Source organism: Rhodoferax lacus, from assembly GCF_003415675.1.
Lineage (GTDB): Bacteria > Pseudomonadota > Gammaproteobacteria > Burkholderiales > Burkholderiaceae_C > Allorhodoferax > Allorhodoferax lacus.
In genome coordinates this window covers 23,824-43,130 of sequence record NZ_QFZK01000023.1, presented here as the reverse complement: position 1 = coordinate 43,130, position 19,307 = coordinate 23,824, and the positions used below count along the sequence as shown (strand labels likewise).

Here is a 19,307-nt window from a genome sequence, read left to right as displayed (position 1 = left end):
TTCTTGGTTCTTCAGGGCACAACCCAGGGCGACAAGGCCTTTTGGGGGCCGGTGGTGCCGAGTTGCACCACCGAGGCCCCCTTGGCCAGGAAGCGCTGGCCAGGCCCCAGGCTGACCGAGCGGAACATGGAGGGTGCGGGTGTTTGCCCCACCACATGCTCCACACGCTCGACAAAGAAGTCCCGCGAGAAACTGTCCATCATGTGGCCCAGCGCGTCGCTGGCCACCGTGATGGCAAACAGGGTGTTGATTTGCACGGCCTCCTGGCTCACCGCCAGGCCCTTGTTGTGCAGCCAGATCTTGCTGCGCAACAGGCGCGACTCATGCCGCGGCGGCGGGTCCGACGGGTAGACCATGCGCACATTGCCCGCCTCCACAAAGGCCTGGCCCGGCAGCTTGCCGCCCAGCAGTGCATAGGACACATAGACCGGCAGCGCCGCTGGTGCGCTTGGGGCTGCCTGCAGGTCGCTCGCATCGAGCCACAGCACCATGGCCCCGGGTTTGGCGGCATAGGCCTTGTCCCAGAAGGCGGCATCCGGTGGCCCGTCCAGCACCAGATCCTGCAAGCGGCCAGCATCCGCCCCCATGCCGCGGCGCAGGGCCGCTGCGGCCACCAGCGCGCTCTCGGAGCGGCGGTACACCTGCACCACAGTACCGCCTTCATTCAATTCAGCCAGGTAGCTGGCCAGCACCTCGCCATCCAGTGCGGCTCCACGGGACAGGTACAGGTTGTACTGGTTGCCACCCTGCAGTTGCGGCATGAGGGTCTGGGCAAATAGAGCCGGTATTTCAAAGCGCTCACTGAAGGCATGGATGGGGCCCCAGTCCGAATCACCCAGCCCGCCCAGCAGGGCAAACACGGGCTGCTCGCGGTAATGCGCGTCCAGCTGCGCGGCCCAGCCGCTGCTCGGGCCGCTCAGGTCCCAGACATGCAGCACCCACTTGCGGTAGGAGCGGTACATGCGCATGGAGCCCGCCTCGCGGCGCGATTCGTCCTGGCGCATGTTGGCGCCCTTGTCGCGAAAAAAGGCCTGCATCACATCCAGCATGGCGCGCCGCCGCTCGGCCGACACACCGGGCTGGATGACGGTGGCGAAGTGGATTTCTTCGGCGTCCACACCGGGCGCTGTTTGCAGTGACAGGGTGGCCAGATAGGCCGACAGCGCCTGCAGCTCCTGCGGGTTCAGGGCGTAGTGCGGCATCAGCGGCTCCAGGGGCTTGCCGGAGGAGTCGATGCCGGTGGCCAGCACCCGGGCCAGCAGGGCCTCGGTATAGGGTGGTCGCTGGCGGCTGCCCAGCTGGGCCTTGATGCGCGGGCTGCGCACGGCCAGGGTCTGCTCGGCGAACAGGGCCGCAGCGGTGATGGGGCGCGCCGAGTATTGCCCCTCGGTGCTGCCATAGCCGCTGCGCCGGTGGCAGGTAGCGCAGGCCGCCGCGGCCCCGGAGAGCGCCGTCTGGCCGGCGCCCAGCGCCTTCAGCGGCTCCCCCCGGCTGCCCAGGCCTTCGCGGTAAATGCGCTGGCCCATGGCCAGCAGCACCTGCATCTCAGGGCTGGGCGGTGCGCTGGCCTCGGCTGCCTGCGGCGCCGTGGTCTGCGCCAGGGCCGCACCGGCCAGCAGCCAGGATGCTGCAAGAGCCCACACGAGGCGGGCTGGCAAACGCCCGACAAAAGCCCGCGCTGTGCGCCTGGAAAAATTCATGGTTTGGACATCCCTTGCTTGTGTCTGCTCTGCGCTTCACGCAATATGCGGTAGGCCCCCAGTGCGTCCAGCTTCACCGGCTCCCCTGGCTCCACCGCGTTGGGCGATGTGCCTGCTTCTGCATTCTGCACGCGGCCCTCCAGGGCAGCCTCGAGTTCGGCCACCGAGGCATGTGCAAACGCACCGGCCAACAGGGCCAGCACACCGCTGGCATGCGGCGCGGCCAGTGAACTGCCCGACACCGTGGTGTAGGAAGCCAGCCCGCCGTGCGACAGGTCGGCCGTGCGAATGCCCACGCCCGGAGCCAGCAGGCGCGGGAAGGCGCCCGCATCGCAGGCCGAAGGGCCGCGGCTGGTGGCACGGGCCAGCTGCCCGCTGCTGTCGACTGCGCCCACCGAGAGCACCCCCGGGTTGTTGCCCGGGCTGTTGCTGGTGCCGGGCTTGGGGCCATCATTGCCGGCCGCAAACACCACGGCCATGCCGGCGCTGCGCAGGGCCTGGATATCGTCGGCAAACTCCAGCACGCAGGCGCCGGTCGAGCGCCCGCTGAGCGACCACGACGCGTTCACCACATCTGGCGCATCCAGGGTGCTGGCATCGCCATCCGGATCGAGCAGCCACTGAAACGCCAGGTGGATATCGCTCATGCTGGCCCGGCCCTGCCCGTTGTACAGGCGCGCGGCAATCCAGCGGGCCTGTGGCGCCACACCGATGCCCGAGGCCCCCACCAGCACGCCCAGCGCCTGTGTGCCGTGGCCCATTGCGTCATAGGGCGTGGCCTGCTCGCCATGCGGGTCAAACCAGCTGTTGCGCCCACCGCGCCATTGGCTGCGCAAGTCCGGGTGGGCCAGGTCAGCGCCGGTGTCCAGGGTGGCCACGGTAATGCCCTGGCCCAGATAGCCCAGGGCCCAGAGGGCCGGCACCTGCAGGGCCTCCAGATTCCACTCCACCACCGCCGGTGGCGCCACCGGGGGCTGGGGCTGCACCCGTGCTGAGCCTTCGGCATCGGACGGGCCCGCGCTGGCGCGGGACGGGGGTGTGCGCTGGCTGCGCCCGCCCTGCACAAACGAGTCCAAGTCCAGCCGCGCCACAGCCGGGTGCGCCGCCAACTGCCGCACGGCATTGGCGGGCACCGTGAGGGCCAGGGCATGGATCAGCCACAGGTCGCGGATGCGCTCTGCGCCCACAGAGTGCAGCAGGGGCTGCACGGCAGCACGGTTGCGCACAGCCTGTGCCTGCAGGGCCAGTTGCAGGCGGTTGTCGCGCAGGCTGCGGTCGGTTGTGGCATAGGGCTGCAGGTCCAGCGCGTCGGCAAAGCGCAGCAGCACGGCGGTATCGGCATGCGAGCCGCTGCGCTGCAGCGCGCGCTCCAGCTCCGGGCTGATCTGCGCGGCGTGGGTGGGCAAGACAAAACAGAAGGCCAACACCCAGAGGGCAGGCAAAAACAACCGTGCGCAGGTGGGGCGGGCGCAGCGCAATGCCATGGACCTGACCTGCTCCGGTGCTACTGCACCGACAGGTCGGCTATCTTTACCTGCCCCAGCAGCAGGGTGACCTTGTCGCCGCTGCGCAGTACCTTGCCGGGGTTGCCAAACATGATGAAGTAGGTGCGGTCGGTCAGGATGTTGTTGTTGCGTGCGGTCTGGCGTATGCGCCCCAGCACCGGGGTGTCGGGCACGCCCAGCGTGGCGCCGTGGGCCGCGTCCAGCAGGTAGGGCTGGTTCTTCCCGTCCAGCAGCGGTGCGGCCTTTTTGGCGTCCAGCACGCGGTAACGGAAGTCCAGCATGGAGTTGGCCGCCGAGAGCCGCAAGCCCTCCACCCGGATGCCCCAGCGCCCTTCCAGCGATTCTTCCAACGACGCGGCAGCGGCCGACTCTGCCGAAGACTCAGACGCCGCATCCTTCAAGGAGCTGGCACAACCGGCCAGTTGCAGGGCGGTGCACAGCACGCCCAGCAGCAGGCCTGCATGGCCTGCGCGCAGGGCTTGTTTGGCGAACATCATGGTGGCCATTACATCAGACCTGGAGAGCTAGTAAGAGGCGCCGCTGAAATTGTCGATGCTCGCACCCAGGGTCTGCAGCTGGATGCCCAGCTTGCCAGCACCGGTCCAGGCGGACACTTCGGGCAGTTGCACGCCCCCCACGTAGGCACCGTTGACAAAGGCGGTCACCAGGCCTTTGGCACTGATGGCTGCGGCCAGTGTGCCGCCACCCGCGCACGCGGTGGTGGCAAAGCCGGCCTGGCGCGCGGCCACCGACACATTGCTGCCGCCCAGGATGGTGGCGATCACCAGCTCCGGGTTGCTGTTGTTCAGACCTGCCTCGCAGCGCACGCGCACATAGTTGGCCGGCGCATTGGCGCTGCCGCCACTGGCCTTGAGCACCAGCGCCGAGTCCGCAAACGGGGTGGCGCTGAAGCCAACCGCCTGGCTTGGCGCGAACGGCTGGTTGAGCAAGGCCAGACCGCCCAGGGTCACGCCGTTGCTCCTGGCGGCTGCACCGGCAATGCCCAGGTCGGGCACCGAGGTCGTGGTGCCGACCTGCTGGCTCCAGGCCGTGCCCGCGCCGGTGTTGCCCAGGCTGCTGGCGTCGGTGCGCGTGAAGTCATCCAGCACGGCCATGTTGGCAGGAGCCAGCGGCTTCTGTACGGTCACCGTCACCAGGGCTGGCGCACTCAGGGCCCGGCCATCGGTCACGACATAGCTGAAGGTGTCGGCGCCCACCACACCGGAAGGCGGCGTGTAGGTAAAGGCACCGCTGCTGCTGAGCTGGTACGACCCACCCAGCGCAGTGGCACCCGATGCCGCCACGGCCCGCAGCGGCAGGGGGTTGGCAGGGTCGGTGTCATTGAGCAGCACGCCTTCGGCGGAACTGATGCTGATGGAAACATCCTTCACACCGGCATAGCTGTCGGCCACCGGCGTGGGTGCCGCACCATTTGGCGCTGCGCCCACAGCACCGGCCACACCCTGCACACCGTAGCCCAGAAAGGCCAGCATGCCCCCCTGTGCCTGGCCGCTGTTGGACAGGTTCAGGCGCCGGTCCAGAATCGCATAGCGGGTGCCGCCGCCCAGGTCAGCTGCCGGTGTGAGCACCACATCCAGCGTCTTGGCAGCGGGCAGCAAGGCGGTGTACTGCCTGGCGCTGAAGGTATAGGGCTTGCCGTCTTCGGCCACCACGTTCCAGTGCAGGCCGTCAATCATGGGTACATGCGTGGTCAGGCCGGCATTGAGCAGGCGCAGCAGTGTGGTGCCCGGCGCACCCACCGGTGCAATCACGGCATTGCCCGGATAGGGCTGGCCATTGATAAGGAAATACTTGGGCTGGTAGTTGAAGGTGCTGGTGGGGCCCGCAGTCGTGCCGTAGCTGTTATCCGCCACGGCCGCGTGCAGCGCGGGATCGATCTCGCTGTACAGCAAGGTGGCCTGGTTGTCGTAGGCCACACCGGCATAGGCCTGGGCCCTGGCTGTAGGGCTGGCATCCACCGCGTTGCCCATGACGGCGCCGTACAGGCCCATCTGCACCTGCACCTGGGGCTGGGTGCCGCTTTGGTACAGGTAGGTGCCGGGCTTGATGCCGGTCCAGGCGTAGACCTCCGTGGCCCCGGCGGCGACTTCCTTGTCAAACGAGCGCACGCGCCGCCGTCCCTGGTCATCGGTGGCAAATACCGGAGCCATGGGCTTGTGCAGGCCATTGACCACCAGCGAGGTGGGCGCGGGCAGGTTGTTTTGCAGGTGCACGGTCAGCGTGGTTTCACCGGCGGGCACATTCAGCGCCGGGCCGGGCACGCTGGCGGGAGCGCAGGTATCAGCAGAGGCAAAGCCGGTGCAGCTCTGGTAACCCCACATGGGCACAAGCACCGGCACGGCACTGCCATCCGGATTGGGCATGCTGGCGGTTGTTGCAACGGCCTTCAACCAATACTCGGCCGCAAGCGCCTGGCTCGCAGGCAGCAGCGCTGCGGCAATGGCGAGCGCCAGAGCGCCTGGCTTGAATTGATGGGTGCTCATGATTGCGTTCTCCACTTGGTAAGTCTGTTGCTTGTTCACTGCTTGGGCGAAGGGGGCCGGTGTGTCAGGCGCTCAACGGCCGGTCAGGCTCAGGGCCACGGGTGTGCTGCTGTTGTAGCTCAGCGACAGCGTGCCGGTCCGGATGTTGTTGTTGAAGCTGGACGCGGTGAACCGGATACTGATCGTGCAGGTCGCCTGGGCCAGCACGGTGGCCGAAGCGCAGGTGCTGCTGTTTGCAACATAGTTGAAACCGTTGCCAGTCACCACCGGCACACCGAGGACGGCCGGTGCGTTGCCGGTGTTCTGCAGTGTCAGGACATTGACCTGGTTTGTGCCATTGGGGATGTCGCCAAAGTCCAGCGTGGTGCCGCCGTTGGTCAGACTGCCCACGCCCGATTCGCTCACCACCGCCATGGCCGGCAGCGCTGCCACACCACCGCCCGTGATGGCCACGCCGGTTTCTGCGTCCAGGTCCACGCTCCAGGGTTCCACGATCAGCATGGTCATCATGCCGCCGGGGAAGATGTTGTCGGTGGTGACTTCCTTCTCGTTGTGCGAATGCAGCATGTGGTAGTAACCGCCCGTGGTGTTCAGGCCGGGGTGGCCCTGCGGCAGGGAGCCGGTCTGGCCCAGGAAGGGGCTGCCGCTGGCGTGCTCGCCAAAGGACAGGTCGAGTTGGCCGGGGATCACCACCGGCAGGGCCTTGTAGTGGTCCGCACACCATTCGCGGTAGTTGTGGTCGCTGGCCACGCTGTGCAGGCCGTTGGCATCGGGTGTGCAGGTATGGACGTTGGTATCGGCCGTGCCGTAGATGTCCCAGCCAATGCCTTTGCCGGTCCACTCATAGATCAGGTCCATGGTCTGACCGGGTACCGAGCGCACGGTGAAATCCGGGGACACCAGGTCTGGCGCCTGCGTCAGCAAGGACGGGTTGCTGGACAGCACACGGCCATCCCTGGCAATGGCGGTGGCGTGGTTGCCGTGGTGGTGGAAGGGGTGCAGGTCGCGTCCGGCATTGACCACGCGCATCAGCAGGCGCTCGCCGGGGTGCATGCGTGGCAGGGCGTTGTAGGGCTGGGTGGGCAGCCAGTAGACGTAGTCGTCGAGCTGGGTGTCGGGTGCATTGCGGCCATTGATGAACCACATGCTGGGCTTGATCTGGGTGGTGTCCACTACCACGGGCATTTCCGACTGCACCTGGGTGTACACCGTCCAGTGCACGGCAGGGTCCATCTCGGTCAGCAGGAAGAGGTTCTCGCGGTCGTATTGGGTACCGGGCTGCTGGTAGGCGCGGCGGCTGGTGTGGCTGCTGCCGTCACCATAGGCAAAGCCGGCGGGGCGCACGATGAGGGCGCCGACCAGTCCCATCTCCACCTGCAAATCGGTCTGCGTGCCGCTGTGGTACTGGTAGGTGCCGGGCTCGGTGGCCACAAAGGTGTAGCTGGGTCCGCCCAGCACCGTGCGCTGGCCGTAGGGCACGGCGGGCGCCTCGCGGGTGAGCAGGCCGGCATTGCCGCCACTGGCCACCACACCCGACTGGCCCGGGAACACAATGGACACAGGCACCGGCAAGGTGTTGTTGAGCACAATGCGCACCGTGTCGCCCTGGTTCACCACCAGGGTGGGGCCGGGGTACTGCATGACAAAGTCGGTGCCATGGGCGTAGCCCCAAGTGTAGTGGCTACCGCCGTCCGAGGTGCTGATGAAGTCTTCCCGCGCCGTCAGGCTGAAGGTGCGAACCTGTCCGTTTTCCGCTGTGGGCTCTTCACCGGCCCAACCCGCCACCAGCGCATGCGCAGGTACTGCCAGGCTCAGCGCCAGGGCGGCCAGGCCGGCCTGGACCACCGCGCGCAGCGATGCAAATATTTTCGTCTTGTTCATTGCGTCTCTCCTGACTGGTATCAATGGGTCGGGTGCAGCTACAGCGCTTAGTTGATGACGATTTCCGTCATCATGCCGCCGTAGTCCTGCTCAAAATTGCTCAGGAAATTGAGGTTGGTGGTGTACAGAAAATAGGTTCCTGCGGCCACCTGGCTGGTGTCGATCAGCACCTCGGCAGACTCACCGCCGCCCAGGGTGACAGAGGCCGTGTCGTAATACAGCTCGGTGCCGGTGGGCCCCTTGAGTTGGCGTGCCCCCATGCCCACCACCTTCATGGGCAGGCCCTGGGTAGTGATGGTGTAGTAGTTGGTCACATTCAGGTTGGTCATGCGCAGCAGGATGCGCTCACCCCGGTCAACACTGATGTGCGAGCTCACGGGCTGCGAGCTGTCGGCCGTCTTGTTCTGGGCTGCCAGGTACTCGGCCTTCTCGAGGGGGGCTGGCAGTGGCGCCGGGTTGACGGTGTCGGGATAGCCGCGCCCGTTGATCATGGGGTAGGTGTCCTTCATGTCCTTGAACGGCAGGGGCTGCACGGCCAGGTGCAGCTCGTGGAAGGCATGGTCCATGGAGCCGAGCTGCAGGGGATACGCCTTGTGGTAGCCGGTGGAGGCATTGCCATCGTTGTACACATAGCCCGCCAGGCGCCGCCCGTTGAGGGTCTTGGGAATATTGAGCGGGTTGGGTGCCGGGTTGGTCAGCTTGAGGATCTCGTCCTGCGACGGCTTCACATACAGGTTGCCCAGCATGCCCATCTGCATGTGCTCGGTGGCTTCCTGGTGGCAGTGGTACATATAGGTACCGGGGTCATTGAGCTTGTAGTAGTAGGTCACCGACGAGCCCATGTTCACGCCAAACGAGCCCTCGGGCATGCCGTCAAACACGGGCGGCTGCTGCGGGAAGCCGTGGAAGTGCACGGTGTGCGGGTCAAACAGGTCGGGCCGCATGGCCATGGACACGTTAGTGAGCGTCAGGTAAAAATCCTTGCCCTGCTGCAGCTCGATGGTGGGGGCCGCAAAGGTGGCCGCCAGGGTGTCGAGGATCACGTCGCTGACCGGCTTGGCCGACACATCGGCAAAGCCAAAGGTGTAGAGCGTGCGCCCGTCGGCCATGGAGATGAAGCCGTCGCCTGCGGTCAGGTGCATGCACTCCGCGCTGCCGGTCACCGCCGGGCCGGTCCGGAAGGCTGGCTGGATGGAGCCGTCTGTCGCCACCCCGTTGTTGTTGGGGCCACATTGCACATACACAGCGGCGCTGGCCGAGCCCGCAGCACCGAGTGCGGCCAGCACTGCCAATGTCAGCAGGGTTTTGCGAAAGGTCTTGGTGATCATGGTCTGACTCCCTGTGTTCAATTCATCGCGCTTGGATGGCTGCTTGTGCGCCGGGCTCATGGCACGGTGCCTCCGGCAAAGTCGTCCACGCGACCGCCATTGGGCAGTTGCAGGCCGATGCGACCGCCCGCCGTGAAGCTGGTGGGAGCCGTGCCCAACAAGGTGTTGGTGGTGCCGGTGGTCTTCCACACCGTCACCAGGCCGGTGGCGTCCACCTGGGCAGTTAGCGTGTCACCCACAAGCAAGGCTGCGGCGAGGGTGCCGCTCGGTGTGTAGCTCAGGCCTCCGTTGCCTGTGGTATCGACCACCACGCCGGTGTTCTGCACATAGCGCACCCGTATGGCGTTCTGGTAGGCACCCAAGTTGAAATTGCCGCTGGCCTTGAGGAGCAGGCTGTTGCCGGCCGGTGTGTTGGTGGCCATGGTGAAGGCTGCTGCCTGCTTGGCAGCGAATACAGCACCTGTTCCATTCCAGTAGGCATTGCCGGGCAGAACTGCAGAAGCCTGGTTGTTGTTGACGCGGATGCTGGCGCCAAGAAATTGCAGGGCGGCCTGGCTCCAGCTGCCACCCAGCGTGTTGGCGTTGGCGCGGTTGAAGCTGTCGAGCGGAGCAAGCGTGGGCTTGACGGGGGGTGGAGGTACCACCGCCTGCACTTCGTCGGCACCCACATCCACCGGGCTGACACGGGTCTGCGCATCGTAGTCCACCGTCGGCACACCGGTACCGCTGGCGCCCTTGTCCACGGCCACCGAAGTCGCGGCGATGTGGTAGTCCGAACGCAGCTTGCTCGGGTCGGCCAGGTCCCAGGGCGTGAGCGGGCTGAAGTTGACGTTGATGAAGTTGCCACCCTCGTCAAAGGTCAGCGCCGTCTGCATGATGGTGGTCTCGGGCAGTACCAGCGGCTGGTCGTTGTCGATCTGGCTGACCAGGCTGATGCGTTTGACAAAGGCGATGCCGGCCGCGTCGGTGACACGGCAGTTGCTGCAATTGGTCAGGCTGTCGTTGGTGCTCAGCACACTGTTGCTGGAAGCCAGCAGGGGTGCTGCCGTACCAATGCTCAGGTCACTGACACCGGCGGGCGTCAAGGCGGTGAGCTCGGTCGAGGTTGCAGTGGCAGGTGTCAGCTTCCAGGTAAACGACTGGTTGTTCCAGATGATGTTGTTCAGCAGTGTGGGAGCCGCGCCGCTGACGCGTGCAATGCCACCAATCTGCGCCGTGGACTGGACCTTGGGGCCAGCCGGGAAGGACTGGCGGTTGGTCGCGGTGCTGACGTTGTCGGCCACCGTGTTGTTGACCAGGCGCACCCGGTTGCTCACATCGGCCACGGCCACACCGCCACCGGTGTAGGCTGCCGCGTTGTTGGCAATCAGGTTGTTGGTCAGCAGCAGGTTGTCGTTGTTGCCACTGGCGCGCGCAATGCTCACGCCACCACCGGCACCGGCGCCTGCATGGTTGTACTGGATCAGGTTGCGGTCCACCGTCACGCTACCCGTGCCCACCGAGGTGCCGCCGCCAATGGGGACCTGGCCGCCAATGTAGAGGCCACCGCCCGTGGGATCTGCGCTCTGGTTGAAAGTCTGGTTCAGCAGGATCTTGTTGTTGACGATGCTGTTGGCACCGCTCGACAGACCCACATGGCTGATACCACCGCCGTCGGACATCGAGAAGTTGCCGCAGATGTAGTTGTTGGTCACCTGGTAACCGTTGGAGCCGGTGCCCAAGGTGATACCGCCGCCACCGCCGTCGCCGGAGGCAATTTCGGAGGCGCCGTTTTGCGAGACCCAGTTGTGATCGATCAGCACGTTGTTGTTGTTGCCATCGGTGAACAGGTCGGCGCTGTCGAGCGCGGTGTGGCCCACACGGATACCACCACCGTAGGTGCCGTAGTTGGAGGCCACCCGGTTGTTGGTGATGTTCAGGCCGCAGTTGTAGCCGCTGGCCAGCACACCGCCACCAGAGTCCGAACCGGTGATGGTCAGGCCGTCAATGCGGTAGTCCTGCGAGCCAGCGGAGGCACAGACAAAGCTGCCATCGTTAAGCTGGCGGGCGCGGCCAACGGCCAGGATGCCGGCACCTTCTTCGGCACCAAACAGGATGGGTTCGTTGTTGGACTTGTTGATGCCCAAGGTCTGGCCGGGCAGCGGATCAAATGTGCGGTTGCGTCCTGCCACTACGGTGGGTGCTCCGGTATCCACGTCCACCGGTGTGTTGGCCGGGCAGGCATCCACAGCCAGAGAACCGTTGTCGGTGCCGCAGCGTGCGTCCACCTTCTTGTTGAGCAGCTTGCGCCAGGCAGCCAGGCCACCGGCACTGGACTTGGAGGCGTTGATGGTGACCGAACCGGCACCCCAGCCCTGCAGGCGCACGCGCTTGTCCAGGATCAGGTACTCGTTGTAGGTGCCGGGCGGCACGGTGATCAGGTCACCGGCACGGGTGTTGGCATCGTCAATCACCGCCTGGATGCTGGCGCCGGGCGCCACCACCTTGGGCGGCGTGATGCCGGTGTGCACCGTCAGGCCCACCACCGACTCTTTGCCGTTGTCACCACGGGTGATGGTGAGCTGGCCCGACGGGGTGCCCGCTGGCACCGTCACCGTCAGCAAATCAGCCGTCCAGGTGCTCACGGCCAACGTGGTGTTGCCCAGCTTCACGGTGCCCCGCACGGTGCCAAAGCCGTAGTCACGCAGGATGTTCTTGGGCGAGCCGTCCACCGCCGGGTCATAGGCCGGGTTGGGAACTTCCGCCTGGGCGCCCATGGACACAATGGTCAGTCCGCCTCCCGTTGCACTGTTGACCCAGGGGCCATAGTTGGCGTTGGCGCCGTTGCTGTTGGTGCTGTTGTTGTTGGCGCTGTAGATGGCCGGTGTCTTGTCCTGGCACTCGCAGTCCAGCGGGTTCTTGTCGATGTTGGCAAAGGCCGCAATCGGCAGTACCGGTGTGTCCAGGTAGGTGGTCTTGCCCGGCAGGTACTGCAGGGTGTAGCAGAACTGCGTGTACTTGCGGTTGAAGTAGGGGTCGATGATCTTCTGGCCAAAGGTCGGGTTGGCCACGCCGCCCACCAATTCACGCGTGTCTTCAATCGGGCCTGGATGGTTCATGCAGGACACGATCATGTTGGGCATCACGCCCGAGGGGAATGGCGGGTTGATGGTGAAGCTCGAAGGCACCAGGAAGTTGTACGAACCAAACTGGTCGGAGTAGGCGCGGGTGATTTCCCGGCCGGTCCAGTCCTGCACCGAGATAGGCAGGTACGGGGGTGCGTACTTCTCGCCAAAGGTGGGCGCAAAGCGGTTGAATTCGGTGGCCGTGTCATCCAGGATGAAGCCCACGCCGTGGCCGGCCACGGGTGCTTCGGTGAACATGAAGAAGTCGGGCGCCGGGTTGGTGCCGGGCAGCAGGGCCACAGCCTTCATGTCGCACTTGTTCCAGGTCTGGCCCGGGCCGGTGTAGTTGGGGTTGGGTTCACCCGGGAACAGGCTCAGGAATTCAGGCACCGGCAGCTCCATGCCAACGCAGGGGAAAGGCAGCGCGGCCGGAGACGCGGCCAGCGTGTCACCAAAGGTCACGTTCTTGTCGCCATTGCCCTGGTGCAGGTAACCCGGAGGCGCGATGGCCTGCAGGATGTAAGTGCCCTTGCCTTCGGTGCCAATCAGCACCGGCAGCTCGGCCTGGCCGGCCACGCGGCCGAAGGCGTAGCCGCCATCGAACACGGAGGGGCGCAGCTGGTTGAAGTTGTACAGGCCGTCAAAGCAGTCCAGCGTGTCCTTGAACGGCGTGTTGCCGTTGCCCACCGGGCCAGCAGCAGCCTTCACACAACCTCTGGGCAGGTTGTCGTCCCAGCTGTCGGTGGCTCCCATGCCGACATGCAACTGCTTGTCGGCCGCAGGCGTATTGGGGCTGCCCCAGCGGAACACGTCGCCAAAGCTGAAGGCAGTTTCCAGCGGGCCGCTGTTCTTGATGTCCTCGGGCCCTTGCTGGCCCACATCGAGTCCGCAGGAATCCGGTTCGCGCCAGCAGAAGGGGTAGTTGTCCACATCGGGCTGCGCGTACTGGTAGCCCGCCGAGCTGAGCGCGGAACACTGGCCGCTGCCGTCATTCTTGGGCTGGTCTACTTTGCCGTCGCCGTCGCAGTCCAGGAACATGTTGATCTGCACGCGGGGCACGCCGGGCTCCCAGTTCTCGGCCGTGGCCAGACGGGGATCATCCTCGGCGCGGGTAATGGAGTAGTGCACGATGCCGGCGATACCGCCGTTTTCGTTCTTGGGTCCGTTGAGCTGGCCGGCAAAAGGCTGCTTGCCCCACTCGATGTGGTTGGTCTGGCCCAGGAAGGTCTGCATGCCTTCGAGCAGGGTGGCGCACTGGCCGCCGTTTTCGGCGCAGTTCTCGTTGCGGTAGTACTTGCCATCGGCCTGCTGTTGCGGGTTCAGGCGAATCCAGGGGTCATAGGCTTGCGTGGGGTCGCTGCTGCCAAAGCTGCCCTTCTCGGCCTTCCACAATTTGGCCGCATTGGCTGCCGGATCAATCACACCACCGCCATCAGCCACCATGGTGGCGCCTGTGGCCTTGAAGCGGGCGTAGTCAATTTCGGCAATCATCCAGTTGAAGAAGGGGAACACTTCGGTGAACGCAAAGGTGCCGTCCTGCTTGGTGACCACGGACTGGTAGATGCTGCCGTCACGGAAGCGGATGTTGTTGGCAATGCCTTCACCAAAGGCTGGCTTCAGGTCCCCTGCGGCGTACTTCTTGGTGTCCAGTGACTCCCGGCCGGTGACCGGGTCCACCTTGATGTAGGGCTTATTGAAGGCTTCGGCAAAGAAAGGCAGGCCGGTGCCATCGATGTCCTGGAACACACGGCCCTGGTAGCGGCCGAACCAGCTGAATACCGGCACATCTTTCATGTCCACGTTGGTGCTGCCCACGGTGACGGTCTGGGTGCCAATGATCATGTCCAGCGGCTCGTCCCAGACCACCAGTTCATAGGTGCCCGGGGGCACGCCGGCAATGCTGAAGGTACTGTCTTTTTTGCAGGCCGCGGCATACAGGGCACGGGTGCCGCCGCCGGTTTCATTCAGGCCGACCCAGCACTCGGGTACCGGTGCGCCCTTCTCAAAAGCGTAGTTGGGGGTGCGCGAGTTGTGCACATTCACAACGCGCCCGGTGATGGTGTGGGGGGTTCCACCCGTCAGGCCCGCGCAGCGGCCGGGATTGTTTCTGCCGCCCGTGCCCTGCACGCAACCCGACTTGGTAAAGCCCATGAACACATGGTGGCCTGGGGGGCCGAACTCCTGGAAGAAACTGGGCTCGTTGTTTTTCACCCAGGCATCCGACCCACGGGTGCCCTCGATGGTGGAGGTCTGGTGCCAGTCGGTGTTGGCGGGCGGCACCATGAACACGGTGTACTTGGCCGGAAACAGGTTCTTGATGACCGCCGTGCCGTCCGGGCCGGTCAGAATGATGCCGTTGCCCTTGACGGCCACCACCGGCTTGCCGTCTGCGTTGAGCAAGGCGCCGCCGGTGGCGGGGTCACGCTTGTAGGTGGTGCCCAGCGGATTGCCAAAGCCATCCTGCGTGACTGCACCGCCCGACTGGCCATAGGTGCCACCGGCTTCCATCAGTTGCACGGTAAAGCCGGCCAGCCCGGTTTCCTGGGGCAGGTCGGGCGCGCCATTGATGGGGCTGTTGTCATTGAAGGCAAACACCGAAACCTGCGCCGTGGGCAGCGCATACTGGTTCACAAACACCTTGGCCGATGCGTTGCCGCCACTGAAGACCACCGGCGCGCCACCCATCTGGTGGCCATCGGCGGCCACCGACACGTAATAGCGCTTGGCCGGATCCAGGCAGGTGCTTCCGGAGGTCAGGGAACACACCTCGGGCAAGGTGGTGGCATACAGGCGGGCCACATCCGGGTCCTGCACCACACCGGTTTTTTCGGTGCCTACGCGGCCTGCCGCCACCACCGGCATGTAGCTGGTGTGAAAGCTGAAGGAGTAGTTGGCCTGGGTGGCGGGCACGCCGGGCACGGACAGCTTGGTGGCGTCTTCTTCCACCGTCCAGCGGTAGTCCGTCAGCTCCACTCCGGTATCAATGCCGCTGTGGCCCACACCCCGCACGGACAGTGACAGTGGCCCTGCGGCTGCCGCAAAGGCCATGCACAGGCCCCACGCCATAAGCGCGGTTTTGGCTGCGATATGCCTGCGAAGGCCGAACAACTTGGCGATGCTCTGGGTTTCCATTGTGACGCTCCCGGGATGCTGAACAAACCAACCCAGAAACACGGCTGAAACCGCTTTGCGCAGCCCACCCCTGTTTCTGAATACCGTGAAATTTCTATTCGTGAGGGTGAGAATAGTTTTTGCCCGGGAATCGGTAATGGGTAGACACCCCACCTTGCAGGCGGGTGATTACTACTTCGGGAAGCGAATGGAATAGGGGTTTCGGCAGTTCCTTAAGACACGCTTAAGACGCCAACAAGGTGTGCGAATCAAGGTGCATTTGCCGCTGTGAAGCGCCATGAAAAAAGGGCCCCCGAATGATCGGCAGGCCCTTCTTTCATGCTGGCAGCAGGCGCTGCCGTGGTACCGGTATCAGACGGTGGTTTCCCTGGCTGCAATGGTGTAGCGGAAGCTGTCAGGCGCCAGTTCGTCAAAGCGGCCTGCGGCGTTCTCGCCCTGCGGGTACATCAGGAAGGGCAGCTTGCCCGGGCGCGAGTAGTTGGGCAGGGTGAGGTCGTGGCTGTTGTTCCAGCCCACCCAGTTGCCTTCCCATCCACCAAACAGGGCAGAGGCCACCGGGGCGGCCACGGGGTGGGTCTTGTCCTTGATCCACTCCGGGGTTTCCTGGCGCATCACCTTGAGCACATCGGCCGGGTCCATGGCCACCCAGCCGTATTGCTGCAGGAACACTTCGGCGCGGCAGTGCTGCGCGCCCTTGAGGCTGGCCGAGTTGCCGCCCAGTTCCTTGTAGCCAAAGGCCGAGGGCGCCAGGCGCAGGCCATACACATCGCGTGCGGGCACGCCCACCGCGCGGCACAGGCCCACAAACACGGCGTTCAGGTCGGCGCACTTGCCGCCCAGGTTCTTGCTCTCCAGCATGGTCTTGATGTCGCCCGTGCCGCAGCCGCGGGTGGTCGGCTCACGGAAGGCGTTGTCCACCACCCACTGGTAAATGGCGCGCACTTTGTCCACGTCGGTGGTGGCGCCGCCAATGGCCGCGCGTGCGGTGTCGCGCACCACGCCGTCCACGGGCAGCAGGCTGGTGGGAGCCAGGTTGGCCTGGAGCACGGCCGCGTCTTCGCTGGCCACACGGGTTTGCGTCCAGTCGACAGCGCGGTTGCGGGTTTGCACCAGGCTCTTGAGGGTGAGCGTGGGGGCGGCCACATCGGCAGCGAACTCGGCGTACAGCATGCGGGTGCCGTGGCTGCTGTCGGTGGCAATGCGGGCCACCGTGGCGTTGCCGGTCCAGCTGCTCTCGCCGCTGCGCTGGTAGTCGCTGTTGACGTCGGGCACGGGCAGCCAGATGCGGCTGACACCACTGGCCTCGGGCAGGGTGATGGTGGTGCTGATCTCGAAGCTTCTCCAGCCCTCGACCTGGGGTGCGAAGCGGCGCTCGGCGGCCCAGGCGCGGCCCAGGAATGCGGGAGCGGCCAGTGCGGCGCAGCCGGCTTGGATGAGGTTTCGGCGGGAAAGGGTCATGACGGGATCTGCTTGAGAGGATAAAAAAAAACGGGGGTGCTACAGGACGGCCTGCAGCTTCTGGAGGACAGCGCGGCTGCCCCAGTCCACCTCGCCCACGGCTTGCAGCACGGGGCGGCCAGCGGGGTTTATAACAAATGTCGTGGGGAAGGTGTGCACCCCCCAGGCCTGTGCGGCTTCGCCATAGGAATCGCGCACCATGGCCAAGGAGAGACCCTGCGCCTTCTGAAAGCGCCGCACCGGCTCCTGCCCCTCCTTGAAGTTGACGGCCACCACTTTCAGGCCGCTGGCCTGGAACTGCTTTTGCAGCACTTCAAAGGATGCCATCTCCGCGCGGCAGGGCTCGCACCAGGTGGCCCAGAAGTTCAGCACCACCGGCCTGCCCTGCTCCTGCGTCAGGTCCCACACGCGGCCGTCCAGGTCGGGCAGGCGCAGGGCTGGGCGCGCGCGCTCGGCCGGCCAGGGCAGCCAGCGCGCGGCATCAGCGCCCGCCGCAGAGACCGACGTGGCCGTGGTGGCAGCAACCGTGCGCCCGGCCAACACGGCTGCGGCCAAAAGGGCAGTGGCCTGGCGGCGCCTGAGCCCCGCCATGCTCAGGGTGTGGCCACGGCCTGTGCCGCTGCGGCCGCTTTGGCGCGGGCCTGCACACGGGCCAGCCACAGCAGCCCCGCGCCCATGAGCAGCACCGGCGGCAGCGAGCCGATGTTGAGCCAGTTCCAGCCGTGGGTGGTGACCAGGGCGCCAGAGGCAAACGAGGTCAGGGCCATGGTGGCAAACATGCAGAAGTTGATCAGGCCCTGCGCGCGGTCCTTCTCCTCGGGCAGGTAGCCCTGCAGCGACAGGGTGGTGGCACCGGTGAACAGAAAGTTCCAGCCCACACCCAGCAGGAACAGCGCCAGCAGAAACTGGTTGGGCTCCTGCCCGGTCAGGGCCACGCCGATGCAGGCAAGGTTGAGCAGCACGCCCGCGCCCATGACCTTGGAGGCGCCAAAGCGCTGGATCAGGCTGCCGGTAAAAAAGCCCGGCGCAAACATGCCAATCACATGCCACTCCAGCACCCAGGCGGTACTGGCAAAGGGCAGGCCGCAGGTCTGCATGGCCAGCGGGGTGGCGGCCATCAGCAGGTTCATCACGCCGTAGCTCAGTGACGCCGACAGCAGCGCCACCAGAAACACCGGCTGCGCCACCAGCGCAGACAGCGGACGGCCCGGCGCTGCGGCCGTGTTGCGCGGAGGCAGTGGCGCAAAGCGGATGAACGACACCGTGACCAGCGACAGCAGCGCCACCACCACCAGCGCCACATAGGCCCCGGCAAAGTCGATGGGCAGCAGGCTCTTGGTGTACAGGGCCAGGTTGGGGCCAATCACCGCGCCCATCAGGCCACCGGCCATCACCAGCGACACCGCCTTCTCGCGGTAGCTGGCCGCGCACAGCTCCACCGCAGCAAAGCGGTAAAGCTGGGCATTGGCGTTGTAGTAGCCGGCCACCACCGTGGCCACCAGCAGCAGCCAGAACGATTTATCCAGCATCGCCCAGGCCCCCAGCGCGGCCGACAGCAGCGCCACCACCAGCCCCAGCTGGAATGAGACGCGGCGCCCCCAGCGTGCCTGCGTGCGCGCCACCAGCCCGGTGCAGAGGGCCGAGCCCACCACATAGCCCATCACCGGCAGGGTGGCCATCCAGGCCTGCGGTGCCAGGGCCAGGCCGACCAGGCCGTTGATGGCAATGAAGGTCACGTTGTTGGTCAGGAACAGGCCCTGCGCCAGGGCCAGCAGCCAGAGGTTGCGGTTCATGCGCGGCCCTCAGGAAAGGGAATGAACTCCGTCTCGCCGGCAATGGCGGGAAAGCGCTGTGCAATCCAATCTTCCCGGGCCTGCAGCAGGCGCTCCTTGCGGCTGGAGACGAAGTTCCAGACGATGAAACGGTGGCCCAGCGGCTCGCCGCCCACCAGCACCACCCGGGCCATGCCTTGCGCCTGCAGCAGCGGCGTGCTGCCAGCGGACAACACCTGCATCTGGTGCTGCGGCAGCGCCACGCCGTCGAGTGTGCAACCAGCGTCCAGCGCATACAGGGCGCGCTCGGAATAGTCTGCGGGAATGGTCAACGCAGCACCAGCTTGCAGCACCATGTCCAGGTAAATGGTGGGGGACTTGGCAGGCACCGGCGAGCGCACGCCAAAGGCCGTGCCCGCCATCACGGTGATGTGCGCACCTCCCAGTGCCACCTTGGGGATGGCATCGGCTGCAAAGTGGTGGAAGGACGGTTCGCACTCCTCCTGGTTCTCTGGCAAGGCCATCCAAAGCTGCAGCCCGTGGGAGGTGCGCTTCTGGTCGCGCAGGTCCGGCGGTGTGCGCTCGGAGTGCACGATGCCGCGGCCGGCAGTCATCCAGTTGAGCTGGCCCGGCTCCATGCGCTGCACAGCACCGGTGGAGTCGCGGTGCAGCATCGCGCCTTCAAACAGGTAGGTGACGGTGGACAGGCCGATGTGCGGATGCGGGCGCACATCGTGGTTGTCGCCGGGCTGGGCCTGCACCGGGCCAAAGTGGTCGAAGAACACAAACGGCCCCACGGCCTGGCGCTGCGCGGAGGGCAGCAGGCGCCGCACCACAAAACCGCCACCCAGGTCGTGCAGGCGGGGTGGCAAGGTTTGGGCTGTTGGCATAAGGGCTTTCGCGTGGAGGATGCCCATTATTGC

The 19,307-nt window shown here is 65.6% G+C and carries 11 protein-coding genes; all 11 read right to left on the bottom strand.

All coding sequences use genetic code 11. The features are described from left to right. Nucleotides 1-11 precede the first annotated feature (11 nt). The 11 genes from DIC66_RS20260 to DIC66_RS20210 all read right to left on the bottom strand — a co-directional run bounded on the left by DIC66_RS20260 (nucleotide 12) and on the right by DIC66_RS20210 (nucleotide 19,274). Entirely contained in the window at nucleotides 12-1,700 is a 1,689-nt protein-coding gene (locus DIC66_RS20260; protein ID WP_117180000.1) for a c-type cytochrome, read from the bottom strand. After that, a complete protein-coding gene (locus DIC66_RS20255; RefSeq protein ID WP_117179999.1) occupies nucleotides 1,697-3,184 on the bottom strand; it encodes a S8 family serine peptidase in 1,488 nt (495 codons plus the stop codon). The genes DIC66_RS20260 and DIC66_RS20255 overlap by 4 nt, the downstream gene beginning before the upstream one ends. 20 nt (nucleotides 3,185-3,204) lie before the next feature. Continuing rightward, nucleotides 3,205-3,702: a hypothetical protein gene (locus DIC66_RS20250; protein WP_147321370.1), complete on the bottom strand. Its 498-nt coding sequence runs from the start codon at nucleotides 3,700-3,702 to the stop codon at nucleotides 3,205-3,207. Nucleotides 3,703-3,729: 27 nt separating this feature from the next. Continuing rightward, on the bottom strand, nucleotides 3,730-5,709 hold the full coding sequence (locus tag DIC66_RS20245; RefSeq protein WP_147321369.1) for an Ig-like domain-containing protein: 1,980 nt from the start codon (nucleotides 5,707-5,709) through the stop codon (nucleotides 3,730-3,732). Between the two features lie 72 nt (nucleotides 5,710-5,781). Beyond that, on the bottom strand, nucleotides 5,782-7,590 hold the full coding sequence (locus tag DIC66_RS20240) for a multicopper oxidase domain-containing protein (RefSeq protein ID WP_117179996.1): 1,809 nt from the start codon (nucleotides 7,588-7,590) through the stop codon (nucleotides 5,782-5,784). A 47-nt stretch (nucleotides 7,591-7,637) separates the two neighbouring features. Next, nucleotides 7,638-8,918, bottom strand: a complete 1,281-nt coding sequence (locus DIC66_RS20235) for a multicopper oxidase domain-containing protein (protein ID WP_158558967.1) — start codon at nucleotides 8,916-8,918, stop codon at nucleotides 7,638-7,640. A gap of 56 nt (nucleotides 8,919-8,974) precedes the next feature. Further along, nucleotides 8,975-15,154 (bottom strand): hypothetical protein, encoded by a 6,180-nt coding sequence (locus DIC66_RS20230; protein WP_117179994.1) that lies wholly within the window; start codon nucleotides 15,152-15,154, stop codon nucleotides 8,975-8,977. A gap of 351 nt (nucleotides 15,155-15,505) precedes the next feature. Continuing rightward, the gene (locus DIC66_RS20225; protein ID WP_117179993.1) at nucleotides 15,506-16,612 is read right to left on the bottom strand and encodes a transglutaminase-like domain-containing protein; all 1,107 of its coding nucleotides are present in this window, start codon (nucleotides 16,610-16,612) and stop codon (nucleotides 15,506-15,508) included. Between the two features lie 39 nt (nucleotides 16,613-16,651). Beyond that, nucleotides 16,652-17,203, bottom strand: coding sequence for a TlpA family protein disulfide reductase (locus DIC66_RS20220; protein WP_117179992.1), 552 nt, complete (start codon nucleotides 17,201-17,203; stop codon nucleotides 16,652-16,654). 2 nt (nucleotides 17,204-17,205) lie between these two features. Beyond that, nucleotides 17,206-18,405, bottom strand: coding sequence for an MFS transporter (locus tag DIC66_RS20215; protein ID WP_117179991.1), 1,200 nt, complete (start codon nucleotides 18,403-18,405; stop codon nucleotides 17,206-17,208). Beyond that, nucleotides 18,402-19,274, bottom strand: coding sequence for a pirin family protein (locus tag DIC66_RS20210; RefSeq protein ID WP_233506027.1), 873 nt, complete (start codon nucleotides 19,272-19,274; stop codon nucleotides 18,402-18,404). Before DIC66_RS20210 ends, DIC66_RS20215 begins: the two co-directional genes overlap by 4 nt. Between the last annotated feature and the right edge of the window lie 33 nt (nucleotides 19,275-19,307).

Excerpts from the sequence above, each read along its gene's own strand:
- DIC66_RS20230 (WP_117179994.1), bottom strand. The coding sequence starts at position 15,154 with ATGGAAACCCAGAGCATCGCCAAGTTGTTCGGCCTTCGCAGGCATATC.
- DIC66_RS20260 (WP_117180000.1), bottom strand. The coding sequence starts at position 1,700 with ATGAATTTTTCCAGGCGCACAGCGCGGGCTTTTGTCGGGCGTTTGCCA.
- DIC66_RS20225 (WP_117179993.1), bottom strand. The coding sequence starts at position 16,612 with ATGACCCTTTCCCGCCGAAACCTCATCCAAGCCGGCTGCGCCGCACTG.
- DIC66_RS20220 (WP_117179992.1), bottom strand. The coding sequence starts at position 17,203 with ATGGCGGGGCTCAGGCGCCGCCAGGCCACTGCCCTTTTGGCCGCAGCC.
- DIC66_RS20240 (WP_117179996.1), bottom strand. The coding sequence starts at position 7,590 with ATGAACAAGACGAAAATATTTGCATCGCTGCGCGCGGTGGTCCAGGCC.
- DIC66_RS20255 (WP_117179999.1), bottom strand. The coding sequence starts at position 3,184 with ATGGCATTGCGCTGCGCCCGCCCCACCTGCGCACGGTTGTTTTTGCCT.
- DIC66_RS20250 (WP_147321370.1), bottom strand. The coding sequence starts at position 3,702 with ATGATGTTCGCCAAACAAGCCCTGCGCGCAGGCCATGCAGGCCTGCTG.
- DIC66_RS20245 (WP_147321369.1), bottom strand. The coding sequence starts at position 5,709 with ATGAGCACCCATCAATTCAAGCCAGGCGCTCTGGCGCTCGCCATTGCC.
- DIC66_RS20235 (WP_158558967.1), bottom strand. The coding sequence starts at position 8,918 with ATGATCACCAAGACCTTTCGCAAAACCCTGCTGACATTGGCAGTGCTG.
- DIC66_RS20215 (WP_117179991.1), bottom strand. The coding sequence starts at position 18,405 with ATGAACCGCAACCTCTGGCTGCTGGCCCTGGCGCAGGGCCTGTTCCTG.
- DIC66_RS20210 (WP_233506027.1), bottom strand. The coding sequence starts at position 19,274 with ATGCCAACAGCCCAAACCTTGCCACCCCGCCTGCACGACCTGGGTGGC.